The organism is Clostridium sp., assembly GCF_018372875.1.
Taxonomy (GTDB): Bacteria; Bacillota; Clostridia; order Clostridiales; family Clostridiaceae; genus Clostridium.
The window spans coordinates 1-20,138 of the sequence record NZ_JAHAIF010000005.1 but is presented as its reverse complement, the minus strand read 5'-3'; the positions used below and the strand labels follow the sequence as shown (position 1 = coordinate 20,138).

Annotated in this window: 13 protein-coding genes and 1 rRNA gene; all 14 read right to left on the bottom strand. The window is 30.7% G+C overall.

All coding sequences use genetic code 11. The annotated features are described in order from the left end of the window. Positions 1-19: 19 nt before the first annotated feature. Entirely contained in the window at positions 20-1,807 is a 1,788-nt protein-coding gene (locus tag KIB46_RS02935) for an ABC transporter ATP-binding protein (RefSeq protein WP_291670761.1), read from the bottom strand. Then, positions 1,807-3,543, bottom strand: a complete 1,737-nt coding sequence (locus tag KIB46_RS02930; RefSeq protein WP_291670759.1) for an ABC transporter ATP-binding protein — start codon at positions 3,541-3,543, stop codon at positions 1,807-1,809. The genes KIB46_RS02935 and KIB46_RS02930 overlap by 1 nt, the downstream gene beginning before the upstream one ends. 321 nt (positions 3,544-3,864) lie before the next feature. Then, a complete protein-coding gene (locus tag KIB46_RS02925; RefSeq protein WP_156559265.1) occupies positions 3,865-4,425 on the bottom strand; it encodes a hypothetical protein in 561 nt (186 codons plus the stop codon). Between the two features lie 135 nt (positions 4,426-4,560). After that, a complete protein-coding gene (gene nifJ / locus KIB46_RS02920; RefSeq protein WP_291670756.1) occupies positions 4,561-8,079 on the bottom strand; it encodes a pyruvate:ferredoxin (flavodoxin) oxidoreductase in 3,519 nt (1,172 codons plus the stop codon). A gap of 238 nt (positions 8,080-8,317) precedes the next feature. After that, the gene (locus tag KIB46_RS02915; protein ID WP_291670754.1) at positions 8,318-9,829 is read right to left on the bottom strand and encodes a carboxypeptidase M32; all 1,512 of its coding nucleotides are present in this window, start codon (positions 9,827-9,829) and stop codon (positions 8,318-8,320) included. A gap of 67 nt (positions 9,830-9,896) precedes the next feature. After that, a complete protein-coding gene (locus tag KIB46_RS02910; RefSeq protein ID WP_291670752.1) occupies positions 9,897-10,115 on the bottom strand; it encodes a hypothetical protein in 219 nt (72 codons plus the stop codon). Positions 10,116-10,146: 31 nt separating this feature from the next. Continuing rightward, a complete protein-coding gene (locus KIB46_RS02905) occupies positions 10,147-11,124 on the bottom strand; it encodes a dipeptide ABC transporter ATP-binding protein (protein ID WP_156559272.1) in 978 nt (325 codons plus the stop codon). 3 nt (positions 11,125-11,127) lie between these two features. Continuing rightward, positions 11,128-12,120, bottom strand: a complete 993-nt coding sequence (locus tag KIB46_RS02900; protein WP_156559274.1) for an ABC transporter ATP-binding protein — start codon at positions 12,118-12,120, stop codon at positions 11,128-11,130. 11 nt (positions 12,121-12,131) lie between these two features. Then, complete coding sequence (opp4C, locus tag KIB46_RS02895; RefSeq protein WP_156559276.1) at positions 12,132-13,088, bottom strand: oligopeptide ABC transporter permease; 957 nt, start codon at positions 13,086-13,088, stop codon at positions 12,132-12,134. An 11-nt stretch (positions 13,089-13,099) separates the two neighbouring features. Next, complete coding sequence (locus KIB46_RS02890; protein WP_156559278.1) at positions 13,100-14,062, bottom strand: ABC transporter permease; 963 nt, start codon at positions 14,060-14,062, stop codon at positions 13,100-13,102. A 124-nt stretch (positions 14,063-14,186) separates the two neighbouring features. After that, entirely contained in the window at positions 14,187-15,908 is a 1,722-nt protein-coding gene (locus tag KIB46_RS02885; RefSeq protein ID WP_291670745.1) for an ABC transporter substrate-binding protein, read from the bottom strand. A 455-nt stretch (positions 15,909-16,363) separates the two neighbouring features. Beyond that, positions 16,364-18,136, bottom strand: coding sequence for an ABC transporter ATP-binding protein (locus tag KIB46_RS02880; RefSeq protein WP_156559282.1), 1,773 nt, complete (start codon positions 18,134-18,136; stop codon positions 16,364-16,366). After that, complete coding sequence (locus tag KIB46_RS02875) at positions 18,129-19,862, bottom strand: ABC transporter ATP-binding protein (protein WP_291670742.1); 1,734 nt, start codon at positions 19,860-19,862, stop codon at positions 18,129-18,131. Before KIB46_RS02875 ends, KIB46_RS02880 begins: the two co-directional genes overlap by 8 nt. A gap of 179 nt (positions 19,863-20,041) precedes the next feature. Then, positions 20,042-20,138, bottom strand: a 5S ribosomal RNA gene (gene rrf, locus KIB46_RS02870); the annotation flags it as partial.

Below are 20,138 nucleotides of genomic sequence, written 5' to 3'. Positions count from 1 at the left end.
GGCATTACGCCTTTCTTTTTTATGCTCCTTCATTTAAGAACTCATATTGTGACATATATAAATTATAATAGTTTCCTTTAGTAGCCATTAAACTTTCATGATTTCCATGCTCTATAATCCTACCATCTTCAACAACCATAATTCTATCGCAGTCTCTAATAGTAGATAATCTATGAGCAATTACAAAGGAAGTTCTTCCTTGTAATAACTTTTCAATACCTTGTTGTACTAACCTTTCAGTTTTTGTATCTATATTAGATGTAGCCTCATCTAATATTAAAATTCTTGGATCTGCAAGAAGTGCTCTAGCAAATGATATAAGTTGTCTTTGTCCAAGGGATAATCTTGATCCTCTTTCATTAACTTCAGTATTATACCCATCCTCAAGATTCATAATAAAGTCATGTGCATTAACTGCCTTTGCTGCATTAATTACTTCCTCATCAGTAGCATCTAACCTACCATATCTTATATTTTCCATAATTGTATCTGAAAATAAGAAAGTATCTTGTAGCATTATTCCCATATGAGATCTAAAAGACTCTATATCCAAATCCTTTAGATTTTTACCATCAACTAATATTTCTCCAGAACTAACATCATAAAATCTACTTAATAAAGATACTATTGTAGATTTACCTGCTCCTGTACTTCCTACTAGTGCTATTCTTTCTCCTGATTCAACTTTAAAACTGACATCCTTTAAAACGTTTATCCCATCTTCATATGCAAAGTATACTTTTTTAAATTCCACATGGCCTTTTATATCCTCTACAACTTTTGCATTATCCTTATTTTTTATATTTCCTTTAATATCTAGAATATCAAAAATCCTATCTGCAGCTGATAAATTAGTTACAAAGGTATTATAAAAACTTGATATATTCATTATAGGTCTCCAGAACATTCCTACATACATAGAAAACGCTAATAGGGTACCAATTTCTATTTCTCCATTAATGATTAGATTATATCCAACTGCAAATACTACTACTGTTCCAATTCCCCAAGCAAGTTCAGATAAAGGCCAGAAAAAATCATTAATTCTTACAGCCTTTATAAAAGCTTCTACCACTTGATGAACTAACTCTTTAAACTTATTGCTAGTATGCTCTTCTCTAGCAAATCCTTCAACTACTTTAATCCCAGAAAAATCTTCATGGGTAAAAGCATTTAAATTTGAACGTTTATTTCTATAAACTTCCCAACGCCTTCTAGAAATTATATCAATCCCCACCATTGCAACACCTAGTAATGGCAATAAAGCCATACATGCTAAAGTTAACTTTACATTTAAAAATAACATTACTACTGAAACACAAATAAAACTTAATAATTCAGGAATTAATGATTGAATACTTTGATTAAATAAATTTTTTAATGCATTAACATCTCCAACCACTCTTGCTAGTATTTTCCCTACTGGCCTACTATCAAAAAATTCAAAAGATAGAGTTTGTATATGAGAATATAGTTCATGTCTTATATTGATTAAAATATTATTAGTTATTTCTGAAATCATATTCCATCTTATTTTTGAAAATACCCATGCAATTAGATTTAAAACAACTAAAACCACTCCTATTAATACTAAGCCTTTAACATCCTTATTAACAACTTTATCATCAATAGCTACCTTTAAAAGATAAGGATTGATAACTGAACATAGCATTACAAAAAACATTAATAAAATTACTATAATAGATTGTTTTTTGTATGGTTTTAAATATTTTAATAGTCTAACTACTATATCTTTTTTACTTCTTCTCGTTACCTTTTCATCTTGTTTTGTACTATTCTTAGCCATTATATCGCCTCGCTTTCTAAGGCTTCAAAATCTTTAAATTGCTCACAATAAATATCATAGTATATTCCCTTTTTCTTTACTAACTCATTATGCTTTCCTATTTCTCTTATTTCACCATTTTCTAAGTATATTATTATATCTGCATTTTTTACTGCTGAAATTCTATGAGCTATTATAAATGTTGTAGAACCGCTCTCCCTTTTCCTTAAATTTGCTAACAGCTCATGTTCTGTTTCCATATCTAAGGCTGATGTAGAATCGTCTAAAATTAATATAGGGGCTTTCCTTACTAAGGCTCTAGCTATTGATATTCTTTGCTTTTGACCACCTGATAATCCTACACCTCTTTCACCAATTTCAGTTTCAAAAGATTGTGGTAAGTCTTGTATAAATTCGTAGCAACAAGCATCTCTACATGCTTTATCTACTTCATCCTTTGTGGAATTAAGATTACCAAATCTAATATTATTTATAACAGTATCTGAAAATAGGAAGACATCTTGTGGAACTATAGACATATTACTTCTTAATTTATTTAAGTTATAGTCCCTTATATCAACTCCATCAATTAAAACCTCTCCATTGCAAACATCGTAATATCTACCAATTAAATTCATCAAACTAGACTTACCAGAGCCTGTTACTCCCATAATTGCCACTGTACTTCCTGCTGGTATTTTAAGATTAATATTCTTTAGTACTAAATCTTCATTATACTTAAATGAAACATTTTTAAGTTCTATATCTCCCCTAATATTTTCTGGGAAATATCCATCTTCTTTTCCTTGGATATTAGATATTCTATCCATAATCCTAAATACCTTCTTTGCTGATGCAATAGTTCTTGATAATAAGTCAGTGAGTTGCCCAAGCATCTTCATAGGCCATATTAAATTCCAAATATAACCGCTAAAAGCTACTAATACACCTAAAGTTATTTCTTCAGTTAAAACAAAGTATCCCCCTAAAATAATCATAATAACTAATGATATATTTGTTAAAAAATCTATTGGAGGAAAGTGATTCCCCATTATCTTTGCCTGTTCCATATTTAAATCATAGTATGATTTATTTAATTTATAGAACTTTTTAATTTCATACTTTTCTCTAGCAAATGCTTTTACCAATCTTACTCCTGCAATATTCTCTTGAGCTGTTGTATTAATTTCTGCTGTTTTATCACTTATCTTTTCATAACATTCTCCAAACTTTTTCTCAACCTTTATAGCTATTGCTCCAATAGGAATCATAACCACAAAGCAAGCTAAAGCAAGTTTCCAGTTAAGATAAAAAAGTATAATTGTAGATAAAACAAAATAAAATATATTTTCTACAAATAGTCTTAATCCATATCCAATAGTTTCCCAGATAGTATCTGTATCTTCACCTATTCTTGACATTAACTCTCCGGTATTCATACCATCAAAGTATTGAAACTCTAGCTCTTGTATATGGTTAAATAAATCGTTTTTTAGTTCTTCACTAACCATACTACTAGATACATCATATAAATATTCTTTTAAATATCCCAAAATTGCTTTAATTAAGGATATTCCTACTAGTAATACTATAATGGGTACAAATAATTCCTTTTTCCCACCTATTATCCCTTCATCTAAAAAAACTTTTTGAAGATAAGGAACACATAAATCTACTGCAATCACCCCTAACATTGAGAGGCTTCCAATAATTATGCTCACTTTATACTTGAGCAAATAATTTAATATTCTTTTCATGATGTCACATCCCCTTTTTCTTGTCCATCTACTTTTGATTTATTCTTCTAAAGAATAAAAAAAGTTCATGGTAATACCACGACCTAAAAGTACATTGCTGCAGTTATACAAAAAGGTCATGGAACTATAGTCCATGACCTCTAATACTTCAAAATAAATCAATAAAGGTAAATCTTATTTAATCTTCTCTAATAAGATAGGACTATAGAAATATTCTTTTATTCTTATACTTGCACTAATTAAATTAAACATAATCCTACCTCCTTTTAAATATTTTACCATTTATTTTATTTTATATGTGTATCTAAATTTTGTCAATTATTATTTTAATAAACTATTGATATCTCCTTCTGAAATACCTAAAATAACCTCTATAAGTGAATCATCCTCTACAACCTTCCACTCATCACCTGACTTTGTTAGATTCACTACACCAGTTCTTTCTTCTACTGATGCATCATTAATTGATTTTACTAATACATCAGTAACTAATTTTTCAGTCTCTTCATCAGTCATATTAGCAGCACCACTCTTCATAGCCTCTGCCATTAAATTTCCCATGAAGTTAGCTATTACAGTTTTAAAACTTACACCTTTAATATTTACATTAACTGTAGCTTTTTCTCCATCAACTTTTTCATCTGTTGGTGAAACCTCTAATTTTCCTAGCATGCTTATTATTGCATCTGCAGCCTCTTTAGGCATGTCCTCCTCTGATAGTTGAGCACTTATCATTTGTTGTGCTATCTTACTTTCAGTTCCACTTTTTACCTCTTTAAAATAGTCAGTTACATAGTCTTTTGGACCTTTACTACCTCCACACCCTACTAATAAGAAAATTGAAAGTATTAAAGACATTAAAATTGATATTTTCTTTTTCATTATACCCCTCCTCTATTATAATTTACTACCTTTTATATTATTTGTAAACTTTTAACATGTTACCTTAAATTTTTTTAAGATAATCTATTTTGAAAGAAAAAAGGCTGCATTATAACCATGCAACCTTCTAATCTATTATTCCTCACTTGCTAATTTCTTATATTTAGTATATCTTTCTAAGGCATCTTCTTCTGTTTTCTTAAATAACTTTTCAGCTGTTTCTGGGAATGTTTGTGCTAATGATGCATATCTTACTTCTCCCATTAAGAAATCTCTAAAGTTTGCCTTTGGTTCCTTAGAATCTAAGCTGAATGGATTCTTCTTTCCTTGAAGTTCTGGATTATATCTATATAATGTCCAGTATCCACAATCAACTGCTCTTCTTTCCTCTTCTTGTGAATTTGACATTCCTATCTTAATTCCATGAGCTATACATGGTGCATAAGCAATTACTAGGGATGGTCCATCATAGCTTTCTGCTTCTGTAATAGCTTTTATAGTTTGACTCTTATCAGCACCCATAGCAACTTGAGCAACATAAATATATCCATATGTCATTGCTATAGCTCCTAGATCTTTTTTCTTTGTTCTCTTACCTGATGCAGCAAATTTAGCTACTGCTGCTGTTGGAGTTGACTTTGATGATTGCCCTCCTGTATTAGAATACACTTCTGTATCAAAAACTAATACATTAACATCTTCTCCTGAAGCTAGCACATGATCAAGTCCTCCATAACCAATATCATATGCCCAACCGTCTCCACCAAATATCCATTGTGATCTCTTAACAAAGAATTCTTTATCATTAAGTATCTTTTTAGCTATTTCGCCATCTTCATTTTGAAGAACTTTTTCTAGTTTATTAGCTCTATCTCTTGTTCCTTCTCCTACATTCATGTTATCTAACCAATCCTGTAATACAGCTTTGGTTTCCTCAGACATATCAGATTCTAATGCTTTTCTAACATTATTAGCTATTCTAGTTCTTATTGTCTTTACTGCTATAAGCATACCTAATCCATATTCAGCATTATCCTCAAATAAAGAGTTAGCCCAAGCTGGACCATTTCCTTCTTTATTTGCTGTATATGCCATTGCACTTCCACCAGCAGCCCATATAGAGGTGCACCCTGTAGCATTAGCTATCATCATCCTATCTCCAAATAATTGAGTTACTAGCTTAGCATAAGGAGTTTCTCCACACCCTGCACAAGCACCATTATATTCAAGTAATGGTTGCTCAAATTGGCTACCTTTAACTGTAGTTTTTTTCATAGGATTTGGTTTTACAGAAAGTTCTTCAACAGCATAGTTCCAACATTCAATTTGTTCATGTTGGCTATCTTGAGGCTTCATTATTAATGCCTTACCTGGTGCTGGACATGTTTCTACGCAGTTACCACAACCAGTACAATCTAAAGGAGTTACGCCAATCATGTAATACATTGCCTCTCCTTTAAATCCATTAGCAGGTATTATCTTCATACCTTCAGGTGCATTTTCTTTTTCCTTTTCATTTATAAGGAATGGTCTAATAGTTGCATGAGGACATACATAAGAACATTGATTACATTGAATACAATTTTCAGGTATCCATTCAGGAACATTAACTGCTATACCTCTTTTTTCATATGCAGTTGTACCTACCATAAATGTTCCATCTGTCATATCTGCATTTACAAAAGCTGATACAGGTAGTTTGTTTCCTTCTAGTTTATTCATTGGTTCACAAATATTCTTTATGAAATCTGGAACATCCATATTTTCTTCAATCTTTCCATCTTCTTTTGCATCTTTCCATGAATCTGGAACATCTATTTTAACTATAGCATCTAACCCTGCATCAATAGCTGCATGATTCATATTAACAATCTTTTCACCCTTTTTGCTATATGTATTAACCACTGCTTCCTTCAAGTATTTAATAGCATCCTCTACTGGAATTATATTAGCAACTTTGAAAAACGCTGATTGCATTATCATATTTATTCTTCCACCAAGTCCTACTTCTTGAGCAATCTTAACAGCATTTATTATATAGAACTCAATGTTGTTATTAGCTATATATCTCTTTAAGTTTGCAGGTAATTTTTCCTCCACTTCTTCTGGTGACCAAATAGTATTTAAAACAAATTTACCACCCTTTTTAAGGCCATCTAATATTGGAAATGTATATACATAGGCTTGATTGTGACAAGCTACAAAGTCTGCTCTATCAACTTCGTAATGAGCCTTAATTGGAGTTTTTCCAAATCTTAAGTGTGATACAGTAACTCCTCCAGATTTTCTTGAATCATATGAAAAATATGCTTGAGCATACATTTCTGTATGATCCCCTATAATTTTTATAGCACTCTTGTTAGCACCAACTGTACCATCTGAACCTAAGCCCCAGAACTTACAAGCTGTTGTACCTTCTTGAGCTACATCTATATCCTTAACTGGTTCTAGTGAAAGATTAGTAACATCATCCACAATACCAATAGTAAATCTATCCTTTGGTTTGCTTTCTGAGAGATTCTTAAATACAGCTGCAATATCTGATGGTGTAGGATCTTTTGAACCAAGGCCAAATCTTCCTCCAATAATCATAGGTGCATTTTCTTTTCCATTAAATGCTTTTACAATATCTAGGTATAAAGGCTCTCCAATTGCCCCTGGCTCCTTTGTTCTATCTAATACAGCAATTTTCTTAACAGAAGTAGGTATAGCCTTAATAAGTTTTTCTACTGAGAAAGGTCTATATAACCTTACCTTAACTAATCCTACTTTTTCTCCATTTTTATTTAAATAGTCAACTACTTCCTCAACAACTTCGGAAACTGCACCCATTGAGATAATAATTCTGTCTGCATCCTTTGCTCCATAATAGTCAAAGCAATGATACTCTCTTCCTGTAAGCTTTGTTATTTCACTCATATAGTTTTCAACTACATCTGGTATATCTTCATAATATTTATTAATGGACTCAGCCATTTGAAAGTAAATATCTGGATTTTGTGCTGTTCCTCTAATAACAGGATGATTAGGATTTAAAGCTGAATTTCGAAAGTCCTCTAATGCTTCATAATCTATAAGCTTTGCAAGTTCTTCTTGCTCAATAACTTCAACCTTTTGAAGTTCATGAGATACTCTAAATCCATCAAAGAAATTTAAAAATGGCATTCTCTTCTTTATAGCAGTTAAATGGGCCACCCCTGATAAGTCCATAACTTCTTGAACAGAGCCTTCACAAAGCATAGCAAAGCCTGTTTGTCTTGTTGCCATTACATCTTGGTGATCACCAAATATACTTAAAGAAGATGTAGCTATGGCTCTTGCTGCAACATGTATAACCGCTGGTAATCTTTCACCCATAATCTTATACATATTAGGTAGCATTAAAAGCAAACCTTGAGAAGCTGTATATGATGTACTTAAAGCACCTCCCTGTAAAGCACCATGTAATGTTCCTGATGCCCCTGCTTCAGATTGCATTTCTACAACTTTAACTGGCTCCCCAAAAATATTCTTCTTTCCTTTTGCTGCCCACTCATCAACTGTTTCCCCCATAGGAGTTGATGGTGTAATTGGAAATATAGCAGCAACTTCAGTAAAACCATAAGAAATATGTGCTGCTGCTGTATTTCCATCCATTGTTTTCATTTTCCTCATACTGTTCCCTCTTTCTATTTTAAAATTCTATATACTATTTCTCAAATATATCTTTTACAAATATTAATAAATATATTTATAATATTTAGTATTTCTAACAATAATCTTTTTTATTTATGAAGAATATTTTTAAGATGAACTGTTAATAATACCAATAGACCTATGATATATAAAATTTAATAAGAAACAAAAAAAAATAGAGCATCACTTCTTTTAAGTAATGCTCTATTTTTTATACCTATTTTAAATCATATAACTTTGTATACTTTTCTTCTAAATAGTCTAAGAAATACCTTGTTTTAAGTTCTTCTCCAGTTACTTTCTTAACTAATTCATCAGGAGTATATATTCCTCCATGAACATGAATATTATCTTTTAACCAGTTATTTATATAAGTTAAATCTCCATTAACTAATTCTGACATAGCAGAAGGATTATCCTTTAACATTTTATTTAAGAATTGTCCACCATAAAGATTTCCTAAAGCATAGCTTGGAAAATATCCTATATTTCCAGCAGACCAATGCATATCTTGAAGTACTCCCTCTTCATCATCCTTAGGCGAAACACCTAAATATTCCTCATATTTTTTATTCCATACCTTAGGTAAATCTTCTACCTCTATTTCTCCATTTATAAGTGCTTTTTCAATTTCATATCTGATTATTATATGAAGACTATAAGTTAATTCATCTGCCTCTATTCTTATTAAAGATGGTTTAACACAATTTACAGCCTTATAAAACTCCTCTAAAGTTATATCTGATAAACTTGGGAACTTTTCTTTTATATGAGGTAGAATAAAGCTTAAAAATTCTTTACTTCTTCCTACTATATTTTCATAAAATCTTGATTGCGATTCATGAATTCCCATTGAAACACCACCATCAAGCCCTGTATTTATAAGAGTATCTGGAATATGTTGTTCATATAATGCATGTCCACCTTCATGCACAATACTAAAAATATTAGATAATAAATTATCTTCATAATAATGAGTAGTAATTCTTACATCCTTATTTCCCATATTTAAAGTAAATGGATGTGTTGTTTCATCTAATCTACCAGCTTCTTTATCAAACTTTATTACATCTAGTAAATATTCACTTAGCTCTTTTTGTGCTTCTACAGAATATTCTCCCTCTAATAATTCACTAGTAACTAATTTATTACTATTTTTAATTCTACCTAATAGATTTAAAATCCCTTCTTTTAACTCATTAAATAACTTATCTACCTTTTTAACTGTAAGTCCTTCTTCAAATTGATTTAATAATGCATCATATTTATTTTCTTCATATCCATAATATTCAGTAAATTCCCTTAATAAAGAAACTATCTTTTCTAACTTTGGTTTAAATATTTCAAAATCCTTTTTAACTTTCGCTTCTTCCCAAGCTGATTCCCCTAAGGACGTCGCAACTGTATATTCCTCAAATTTATCTTGTGGAATATTTTTTATCTCATCATAATTCTTTTTTAATGCTTTTATCATAGATCTATCAACTAAATCTAACTCATTCATAATAGGTTCAAAGAAATCAATAAATTCTTTAACCTTATCTGCTGTTACCATCTTAAATATTTCTCCTGATAAAAATCCTAAAGTGCTCGCTCTTTGTTCAGTTGCTTTAGATGGCATACTCATTTTCATATCCCAATATGCTAAGGAACTTAATTTACCAAGTTCACTTATTCTTTGGTTGTACTTTTTAACTTCTTCTAACTTTTCTTGAATACTTAAATTCATATTTTTCCCCCTTAATAATAATTAAAATAGCCCCGAAGAAAATTAATTCTTCGAGACTTAATTAAAGCTATAACCAAACTTGCGTTAAAAATAACATTATTAAAAAATAAATTAATATTATACCTAATGCAAATGGTAATACTACTTGAAACATTGCAATTATAAGGGCCCAAATATCTTTCCATGGAAGATTTTCAGCTTTAAGCTTTTTAATCCCTTCCTCTAATTCACGCTTCTTTCTATTTTTCTCTTCTATCTTTTCTATATTTCTACTGAATATTGCCATTAAAGCGCCTCCCTTATAACAATCTTAGAGTTTAAATTTCTTCAACTCTGTGACAAGCAACAAAGTGTCCTTCTTTAATCTCTCTATATTCAGGAGCCTCATTCCTACACTTATCAGTCGCATATGGACATCTTGTATGGAACTTACATCCCTTTGGAGGATTAGCAGGTGAAGGTATATCTCCTGTTAATATAATTCTCTCTCTCTTAATTGTTGGATCTGGTATTGGAATAGCAGAAAGTAATGCCTTTGTATAAGGATGTAGAGGATTATCAAATAATTCATCCTTATCTGCAAGTTCAACCATTGATCCTAAGTACATAACTCCAACTCTTTGACATAAATGCTCAACAACAGATAAATCATGTGATATGAACATATATGAGAATCCTTTTTCTTTTTGTAGCTTTGCTAATAAATTTATAATTTGTGCTTGAATAGATACATCAAGTGCAGATACAGGTTCGTCAGCAACAATGAACTCTGGATCAAGTGCTAGTGCTCTAGCAATACCTATTCTTTGTCTTTGTCCACCTGAAAATTCATGTGGAAATCTATCTATTTGATATTCAGCAAGCCCACATAGATCCATTACTTCTAAAACTTTCTCTCTTAAATTTTCTTTAGTAGCCATTTTATGATCTATTAAAGCTTCCCCAATTATTTGTCCAACTGTCATTCTTGGATTTAGTGAAGAATATGGATCTTGGAATATTAATTGCATCTTAGGTCTAAGCGCTCTCATTTCCTTCTTACTTAATTTACTTAAGTCTTGGTCTTTAAAATATACTTTCCCCCCTGTAGGCTTAAGTAATTGAAGTATAGCTCTACCAGTTGTAGATTTACCACAACCTGATTCTCCAACTATTCCTAGAGTTTCTCCTTTTCTTACCTCTAAAGATACACCATCTACAGCTTTTACATTACCTATAGTTTTAGAAAAAAATCCACCCTTTATTGGAAAATATTTTTTTAGATTTTCTACTTTTAGTATAACTTCTTGTTCCATCTACTAATTTTCCTCCTTTGATGTATTTTCTTCGTATAACCAACAAGCTACTTTATGGTTATCTTCTATTAATGTTAAACGTGGTATTGTATTCTTACATTCTGACTTACAATATGCACATCTTTCACTGAAATAACAAGAATCAGGTATTCCAACAGGATTAGGAACTTGTCCCGGTATAGAATATAATTCTTCTTTTCTTTCAGTAATTATAGGCTTTGACTTTAAAAGCCCCTTTGTATATGGATGTGATGGATTTTTAAATATCTCCATAACTCCACCCTCTTCTACAACCTTTCCTGCATACATAACAACAACATAGTCTGCCATTTCTGCAACAACACCAAGGTCGTGTGTAATTAATAAAATAGATGTATTAAAATCTTTTTTAATATTTCTCATTAAATCAAGAATCTGTGCTTGTATTGTAACGTCTAATGCTGTTGTTGGTTCATCTGCAATTAGAAGTTTTGGCTTACAAGCAAGCCCCATAGCTATCATAACTCTTTGTCTCATACCACCTGATAATTCATGTGGATAGCAATCAACAATTTCATTAGCTCTAGGTATTCCTACCTCTTCTAACAATTCTATTGCTCTCTTTTTAGCAGTTTTTTTATCTAAACCTTCGTGTAAAATCAAAGGCTCCATAACTTGAAATCCTATTGTAAATGTTGGGTTAAGAGAACTCATAGGTTCTTGGAATATCATTGCGATATCCTTACCTCTTATACTTCTCATTTCTGCATCTGTAGCTTTAACTAAATCTTTGTTTTCAAATAAAATTTGTCCACCATCATTAAAACCAGTATCCTTAGATACTAATCCCATAATACTCATAGCTGTTATTGATTTACCACATCCAGATTCACCAACAACACATACAGTTTCACCTTTTTTGACCTTAAAAGAAACATCATTTACTGCTTTAACTATTCCTGCTTCTGTTTTGAAAAAGGTTTTTAAGTTTTTTACTTCTATTAAATTTTCACTCATACCTCTTCCTCCTATCTTCTCTTCTTAGGGTCAAGTGCATCTCTTAGGGCATCCCCAAAAAGATTAACTGCCATAACTGTAACTAACATACAAACACCTGGTGGTATCCAAAGCCATGGTCTATTTTGTAAATCTATATTATTATTAGATGCTGAAATCATATTTCCCCATGATGGTGTAGGTTCAACTACTCCCATACCTAAATAACTTAATGCTGATTCAGTAAGTATTGCTGATGCAACTCCTAAAGTAGCATTTACAATTATTGTAGGAATAACATTAGGAACTAAATGCCTAATTATTTTTCTTGTATCTCTTAAACCTAATGATTCTGTTGCTTGTATAAATTCTTGTTCCCTTAGAGATAATATCTCACCTCTAACCAATCTTGCAATAGATGGCCAAGAAAGTAAACCTAGCATAAACATCAATGCTACTATCCTCATATTAGGATCTACTTTTAAATCTGACAACATACTTCCCATTAATATTACTATTGGTAAAAACGGAATAGATAAGAATATATCTGTAAATGCCATTAAAAAGTAATCTATTTTCCCTCCATAATATCCTGCAATAGAACCTACTAAAGTACCTATAACAACTGATATAACAACTGATACTACACCAACTGCTATTGAAATTCTACCTCCAACCATAACTCTAGTTAATATGTCTCTTCCAAGATAATCAGTACCAAACCAATGCTTAAATGATGGTGCTGCTTTAACCAAAGCACTTCTATCGTTATATCCGTAAGGTGATAGAAATGGTCCTATAAAAGAAAATACAAACATAAATATAAGTAACCCTAAACCTATCATAGCAAATTTATTTTGTCTTATTCTTCTTAAAACCAATTTTCCTGGGGATTCAATGTCATTATTAACTTCACTGTTGCTTTCAATAGTAGATTTATCTATCTCTTTTGGTTCTACTTTTTGTTTCTTCTTTAATTTATCTAGCATCGTTTCCCCTCCTACTTTAGTTTTATACGTGGATCAACCACTGCATAAAGAATATCTGATATTAAGTTACCCATTAAAGTAAGTACAGCCATAAACATATTAAATCCCATAAGTAAAGTATAATCTCTATTTAATATTGCTTCATATCCTATTTTACCAATACCAGGCCATACAAATATTGTTTCAGTAATAAGAGCTCCTGCAAATAAACCAGGTAAACTCATTCCAATGTAAGTTATTACTGGAATTAATCCATTTCTTAAGGCATGTTTATAAATAACAACCTTTTCTTTTAATCCCTTAGCTCTAGCTGTTCTTATGTAATCTTGATTGATTACTTCAAGCATAGATGTTCTAACATATCTTACTAATGAACCAGCTTGAAGAATAGTTAAACTAAGAACTGGTAATACCATATGGATAACTAAATCCTTAAAATAAGCAAATCCAGTATAATTAGTACCTGCTGTAGTCATTCCTCCTATAGGAAATATCTTAACTTTTAATGCAAATGCATTTATAAGCATAAGACCAAGTAGGAATGATGGCACAGATATAGAAATAAACGTTATTATAGTTGTTGTTTTATCTGCTATTGAATATTGTTTTGTAGCACATATTATACCTAATGGTATTGCAACAATAATAGCTAATAAAAATGCTGACCCTGCTAAAATAAATGAATTCCAAGCATAATCTTTTATAATTTCACTTACTGGTTGTCTTAACTTAAGGGATTCATCAAAATCTCCTTTTACTGCCTTTTTAAGCCAATTTACATATCTTTCACCAAAAGGTTTATCAAAACCATATACTGCTTCCAACTGTTCTAACTTTTCTACTGTCATATTAGGATTAACTTTAGTATCCAAGAAATTACCTGGTGCTAAATCAATAATTTTAAATAACAATAGAGAAATTATTATCAGTGTAGGTATCATTTTCAATATTCTTTTAACTGTATACTGTAACATTTTCTCTCCCCATTTCTATTTGTCTATTACATATAATAGAATAATTAGAAAAATAATCTAATTATTACTTCTAATTATTAGAGGCATTTCATAATGAAATGCCCCTAAAACTATTTGCAAACTATTATTCTAAAGTTGCTTTGTAAAGATTCCATGAATAATGAACAAATGGTGAGATATCTAATCCTTTAACTCTTCCATTGTATGCCCACATATCGCTTCTTTGATATACAAAGATATATGGTAAATCATTATTTAATTCAGTATATAATTGCTTATATAACTCTTTAGCTTTTTCTTTATCTAATTCTTTGTTGATTTGTTCGTATAATTTGTCAACCTTCTCGTTGCTGTAGTTAACCTTATTTTGAGAACCATTTGTTCCATAAACATCCATATCGTTAGGGTCATTAGTTAATCCCCAAGCCATGAACATCATATCCCAATCATTACCTTTTTGTTTTTCTCTCATAGAAGTGAAATCTAACTTTTCACTAGTGTATTTAACTCCTAGTTCTTTCCAGCCATCATTAGATACAGAAAGTATTGAATCTACAACATCATTATCAGAAGTACCAGTGAAGTTAATTGTTAATTTAACACCATCTTTTTCTCTGATTCCATCTGCTCCTACTTTCCAACCAGCTTCATCTAAGATTTTCTTAGCTTCTTCTAAGTTGTATTCGTATTTATTATCACCTTCATAGTAAGCCCATGAAGCCTTAGTTTGAGGTACATTTATAACTTCTGCATATTGATTGAAAATTGAAGAAGTTATAGTTTGTCTATCTAAAGCAACTGTTAATGCTTTTCTAACTGCAGGATCTTGGAATTGTGGTTTATTATGATTAAAGCAAATATAACCATATCCATTTGTAGGATATAATTTATATCCTATATATCCTAAATCTTGAGAGTGTTTTACATAGTCATCACTTACTGAAAGTTCAACAAAATCTATATCTCCTGCTTCTAACATTTGAAGTTTTGTTTCTTCAGTAGTAACTTTATAAACTATATTCTTAATTCCAGGCTTTCCTAAGAAGAAATCATCGTTTGCTTCTAAAACTAACTCTTCACCCTTCTTGTAGCTCTTAAACTTGTAAGCTCCTGATGTTGGTCCTGGATTTGTAAATGTTTCCTTCATTTTATCTGTATTACCTTGTGTATAGAACTTAGAAGTATACGCAGTATTAACTGGTTGTGTACCTCCTAATACTATTTCAGCTGAAGAACTCTTTTCTAATAATGTGAACTTAACAGTTTTATCATCTACTACTTCAACACCTGAAATTGAGTCAGCTTTTCCTTCAAAGTACTCTTGAGCTCCCTTTACCTTAACTCTTCCTGTTCTATAGTCTGCAACTCCTGTATAGCTACTATCACAAGCTATTTTCACAGCTAATTCTACATCCTTAGCTGTAATATCTGTTCCATCAGACCACTTAGCATCTTTTTTAATTTTATAAGTATAAGTTAATCCATCTTCAGATACTTCTGGTTGAGCTTCTGCTAAGTATGGCCCCATAGAACCATCAGCTTGAGGTGCCATTAATGGTGCAAACATAACCTCTGTTGGATAAGAATCATAAGCACTTTCTGCATATAATGGATTAAATACTCCATCTGGTGCAATAGTACCAATTACTAAAGTATCCTTTCTATTTTCAGCTGTAGCTGCTGCTGGATTTTTACTCATATCCGTTGCTTCATATGTTGTTACAACATCTGATGATAAATCTGTAGTACCACCACCATTACTTCCGTTATCACTTCCACCACATCCTGCTAATACAGATACAGAAAGAGCTGCTGATAACGCAATAGCTATTTTTTTACGTTTCATGTTTTTATCCCCCTTTATTTTTTATGTATGACTATTGCTTTATATAATTCAATATATTCATATTAACTAACAATTTATGTTAATCCTCTTTATAAATATACCGACTATATTCATTACCAATGTATTTACAATAAAAGGGTATCAGACAAGTTAATTACGTCTAACAACCCCATTGTTATCTAGTCGTTCCTTATAATACCTAGTTACCAAAATTGTACCATATAATTAATATAATAGTAGGTGGCTTGTCCTTTGTCAATATTCTTCAATAAATTTCTTATATCTTTAATAGTTTAATACAAAAATACCACTTACTTTTAACATTTTAATATTTTGTTATAAATTTTACAATTCTTTATATTAATTTGTCAATTGATTTTTAAAAATTATTTATTATAATTCAACTAAAAAAGACTCAATGAAATAACCTTAAATTATTCATTGAGTCCTTTTTATTATTTATTTGCAAACTGACTATTGTATAATTTTTCATAGACCCCTTTATAATTAATCAATTCTTCATGTGTACCCTTTTCAACAATATCTCCATCATTAATAACTAATATTAAATCTGCATTTCTTATTGTAGATAATCTATGAGCAATTACAAAACTTGTTCTACCACTCATTACGTTTTTCATTGCATTTTGAATCATAAGTTCTAATCTTGTATCTACTGAACTAGTAGCTTCATCCAGTATTAAAATAGCAGGGTCCGCTAATATTGCTCTAGCAATAGTAAGTAATTGTTTTTCACCTTGAGATATATTTGAGGCTTCCTCATTTAAAATCATATCATATCCATCTGGTAGTGTTTTAATAAAATGATGTACATTTGCAACTTTTGCTGCATTTATAACTTCCTCATCACTTGCATCAAATCTTCCGTATCTAATATTATCTTTTATTGTGCCTTTATATAACCATGTATCTTGAAGTACCATTCCAAACATCTTTCTTAACTCTTCACGCTTTATATCTCTAATATCAACACCATCAATTTTAATAGATCCCCCTTGAATCTCATAAAATCTCATTAGTAGATTAATAATTGTTGTTTTTCCTGCACCAGTTGGTCCAACTATTGCAACCATCTGACCACTTTTTATATCTACATTCAAATCTTTAATAAGAGTTTTATCTTCAGAGTAGCCAAATTTAACATGATCAAATGTTACATTTCCCTTTGGATCCTTTAGTGTTATTGAATCCACTTTGTCTTTTATTTGTTCTTCCTCATCTAAGATTTCTATTACTCTTTCCATAGCTGCTACTGCTGATTGCATAGCAGAAGATAATTGAGTTACTTGCGATAAAGGTTGGTTTATTTGCCATATATATCTTATAAACGCTTGTAAGTTTCCTGTAGTAATTATTCCTCTAATTGCATCTATAGCTCCTATTGCCCCTATTATAGCAATGCCAATATAACTAACTAATGAAACAAGCGGAGACATTGTACTTGATATAAACTGTGCTTTAAATCCAGTCCTACAAAGTTCATCATTAGTTTCCATAAACTCTTTTATAGAATCTTCTTGCTTTCCATAAAGCTTTATTTCATTAAAACCAGTATACATTTCTTGTACTTTACCATTTAATTTTCCTAATGCCTTCTGTTGTCTATAAAATAGATTTTGTGATTTACTTACAATAAATCTTGATACTAATATACTTAACGGAATTATAAAAATAGCTATCAATGCCATTTTTATATTTATAGTAAACATCATTATAAGTGCAAGAGTAATTGATAAAAATGAATTGACAACTTGCACAAAACTTTGTTGAAGGGCATTAGATATTGTATCTATATCATTAGTTATTCTACTTAATACATCTCCGTAACTATTCCCATCAAAATAGCTTATTGGTAACCTTCTTATCTTATCTTGCACAGCATTTCTAAGTGCTTTTACTGTATTTTGAATTGCATTAGTTAAAAGAAAACTTGCAATATAAGTTGAAGCAGTACTGGAAACATAAACTCCCCCTAAAATTATCATTACCTTTATTACGTATCTAAAATCAACTCCAGCTCCCTCAATTCCTTTCATTATATTGAAAGAATCTTTAGTTAATTGAGTGATTATTAATCCTTCAGTTACTGGAGCTAATGCATTAAATATTGCAGCTGAAATTATAAAAATTATAGCTCCAAAAAATGCCCATCTATATGGTCTTATAAAAGGAGAAATTTTCTTCACTATAACTTTAAACTTATTCATATTCTAATTCCTCCTTTGTTAATTGGGATGATGCAATTTCATTATAAATTGTACAACTTTTTAATAACTCTTTATGCTTTCCTATTCCAACTATTTCTCCTTCATTTAAAACAACAATTCTATCTGCCTCCATTATAGATCCAACCCTTTGAGCAACTACCAACACAACAGACTCTTTTGTTTCTTCCTTAAGTCTTTTCCTAAGTATTGAATCCGTCTTAAAATCTAAGGCTGAAAAGCTATCATCAAATATATATATTTCTGGCTTTCTAACTAATGCTCTAGCAATAGATAACCTTTGCTTTTGTCCTCCAGAAACATTCTTACCACCTTCACTTATTATTTCTTCAAATTTTTTAGGCTTATTTGATATGAAATCATATGCTTGAGCTACTTTCGCAGAATGAACTACTTCACCTGTTTTCGCATTTTTCTTACCAAACTTTATATTGCTAGATATACTTCCTGTAAATAATAAAGTCTTTTGTGGTATAAAACCTATTTTCTTTCTTAAAGCCTTAAGGTCATAATCTCTTACATCAACACCATCAACTTTTATACTACCCTCAGTAACATCATAAAATCTAGGTATAAGATTTATTAATGTACTTTTACCACTTCCTGTACTTCCTATAAATGCAATCATTTCTCCCTTCTTGCATTTAAAAGATATGTTTTTAAGTACTGGCTCTTCTCCATTAGGATAAATAAATGTTACATTATCAAACTCAACTTCACCCTTTACTTCTGTTTGCTTTACTCCATTTTCAGGGTTTTTAATTAAAGGTTCTTCATTTAATAATTCCTCAATTCTATTAGCAGATACCTGGGCTTTGGGATACATTACAAATACCATTGAAAATAGCATTAATGAAAACATTGCATGAAATAAATATTCTATAAATGCAACTAACTCTCCTATTTGAAGAGTACCAGCATCTATCATATTACTAGAAACCCAGAATATTGCTAAGATTGCTACATTAAGTAATAAAAAGAATGATGGCTGTGACACTGCCATCAGCTTAAATAACTTTTTAGATACACTTGCATATGCTTCATTTGTCTCTTCAAAACGTTCTTTTTCATGATTATCATTACCAAATGCTCTTATAACTCTTATACCTGTTAGATTTTCTCTAGATATTCTATTTAATTTATCTAGTCTTTTTTGCTGAGTTTCAGATAATGGCTCAGATATTTTAGCAATAACAATAACTCCTATAACTATAAATGGTACAGTAATAGCAAGTACTGTTGATAGGTTCACACTAGTTCTAAGTATTAGCACTAGACTAATTCCAAACATAACAGGAGTTAATACTGCCGTCCTTAAAAGGGTATTAACAAATTGCAGTAAAACAAATGCATCATTCGTAGTTCTTGTAATCATTGATGATATACCAAACTTATCATATTCACTATGAGAAAAGTCTTGAGCTTTCTTAAAAATATCATTTCTTATATCTCTAGTAATTCCGGTGGATATTTTAGCTGAACAATATCCTAAAAGAATTGTTCCTGCAACACCCAAAATTGAAATAAGTACTATAACGCCACCCATCCTTTTTATATATTGAATGTCTCTATTAGCTATCCCACTATCAATTACTTTTGCCATTATAGTTGGTATTCCTAACTCTACCAGGGCAAATCCAAATACTGATATAACATTAATAACTACTAATAACTTATAATTCTTTAAATACTTCAATATCAGTCTCATATTCTTCTTATCCTCCTTTATAATTATGTATTTCTCATTCAATTATATATCATATAATATATTATCTATTATTGTACATATTTTTATTTGCAAAAAATGGAGTAGATCTTTATTTTCCTTGTTCCGTAACAAACTTTATATAACAAAAAAAAAGAATAGCTATCGCTATTCTTTTTATAACTTGGCAACGTCCTACTCTCCCACACGGTCTCCCATGCAGTACCATCGGCGCTATAGAGCTTAACTTTCCTGTTCGGTATGGGAAGGAGTGTTTCC

Bases quoted from the DNA above. Each gene is read 5' to 3' on its own strand.
- KIB46_RS02935 (WP_291670761.1), bottom strand. From the start codon at position 1,807: ATGGCTAAGAATAGTACAAAACAAGATGAAAAGGTAACGAGAAGAAGT.
- KIB46_RS02875 (WP_291670742.1), bottom strand. From the start codon at position 19,862: ATGAGACTGATATTGAAGTATTTAAAGAATTATAAGTTATTAGTAGTT.
- KIB46_RS02890 (WP_156559278.1), bottom strand. From the start codon at position 14,062: ATGTTACAGTATACAGTTAAAAGAATATTGAAAATGATACCTACACTG.
- KIB46_RS02925 (WP_156559265.1), bottom strand. From the start codon at position 4,425: ATGAAAAAGAAAATATCAATTTTAATGTCTTTAATACTTTCAATTTTC.
- KIB46_RS02905 (WP_156559272.1), bottom strand. From the start codon at position 11,124: ATGGAACAAGAAGTTATACTAAAAGTAGAAAATCTAAAAAAATATTTT.
- KIB46_RS02915 (WP_291670754.1), bottom strand. From the start codon at position 9,829: ATGAATTTAAGTATTCAAGAAAAGTTAGAAGAAGTTAAAAAGTACAAC.
- KIB46_RS02910 (WP_291670752.1), bottom strand. From the start codon at position 10,115: ATGGCAATATTCAGTAGAAATATAGAAAAGATAGAAGAGAAAAATAGA.
- KIB46_RS02930 (WP_291670759.1), bottom strand. From the start codon at position 3,543: ATGAAAAGAATATTAAATTATTTGCTCAAGTATAAAGTGAGCATAATT.
- nifJ (WP_291670756.1), bottom strand. From the start codon at position 8,079: ATGAGGAAAATGAAAACAATGGATGGAAATACAGCAGCAGCACATATT.
- KIB46_RS02900 (WP_156559274.1), bottom strand. From the start codon at position 12,120: ATGAGTGAAAATTTAATAGAAGTAAAAAACTTAAAAACCTTTTTCAAA.
- opp4C (WP_156559276.1), bottom strand. From the start codon at position 13,088: ATGCTAGATAAATTAAAGAAGAAACAAAAAGTAGAACCAAAAGAGATA.
- KIB46_RS02885 (WP_291670745.1), bottom strand. From the start codon at position 15,908: ATGAAACGTAAAAAAATAGCTATTGCGTTATCAGCAGCTCTTTCTGTA.
- KIB46_RS02880 (WP_156559282.1), bottom strand. From the start codon at position 18,136: ATGAATAAGTTTAAAGTTATAGTGAAGAAAATTTCTCCTTTTATAAGA.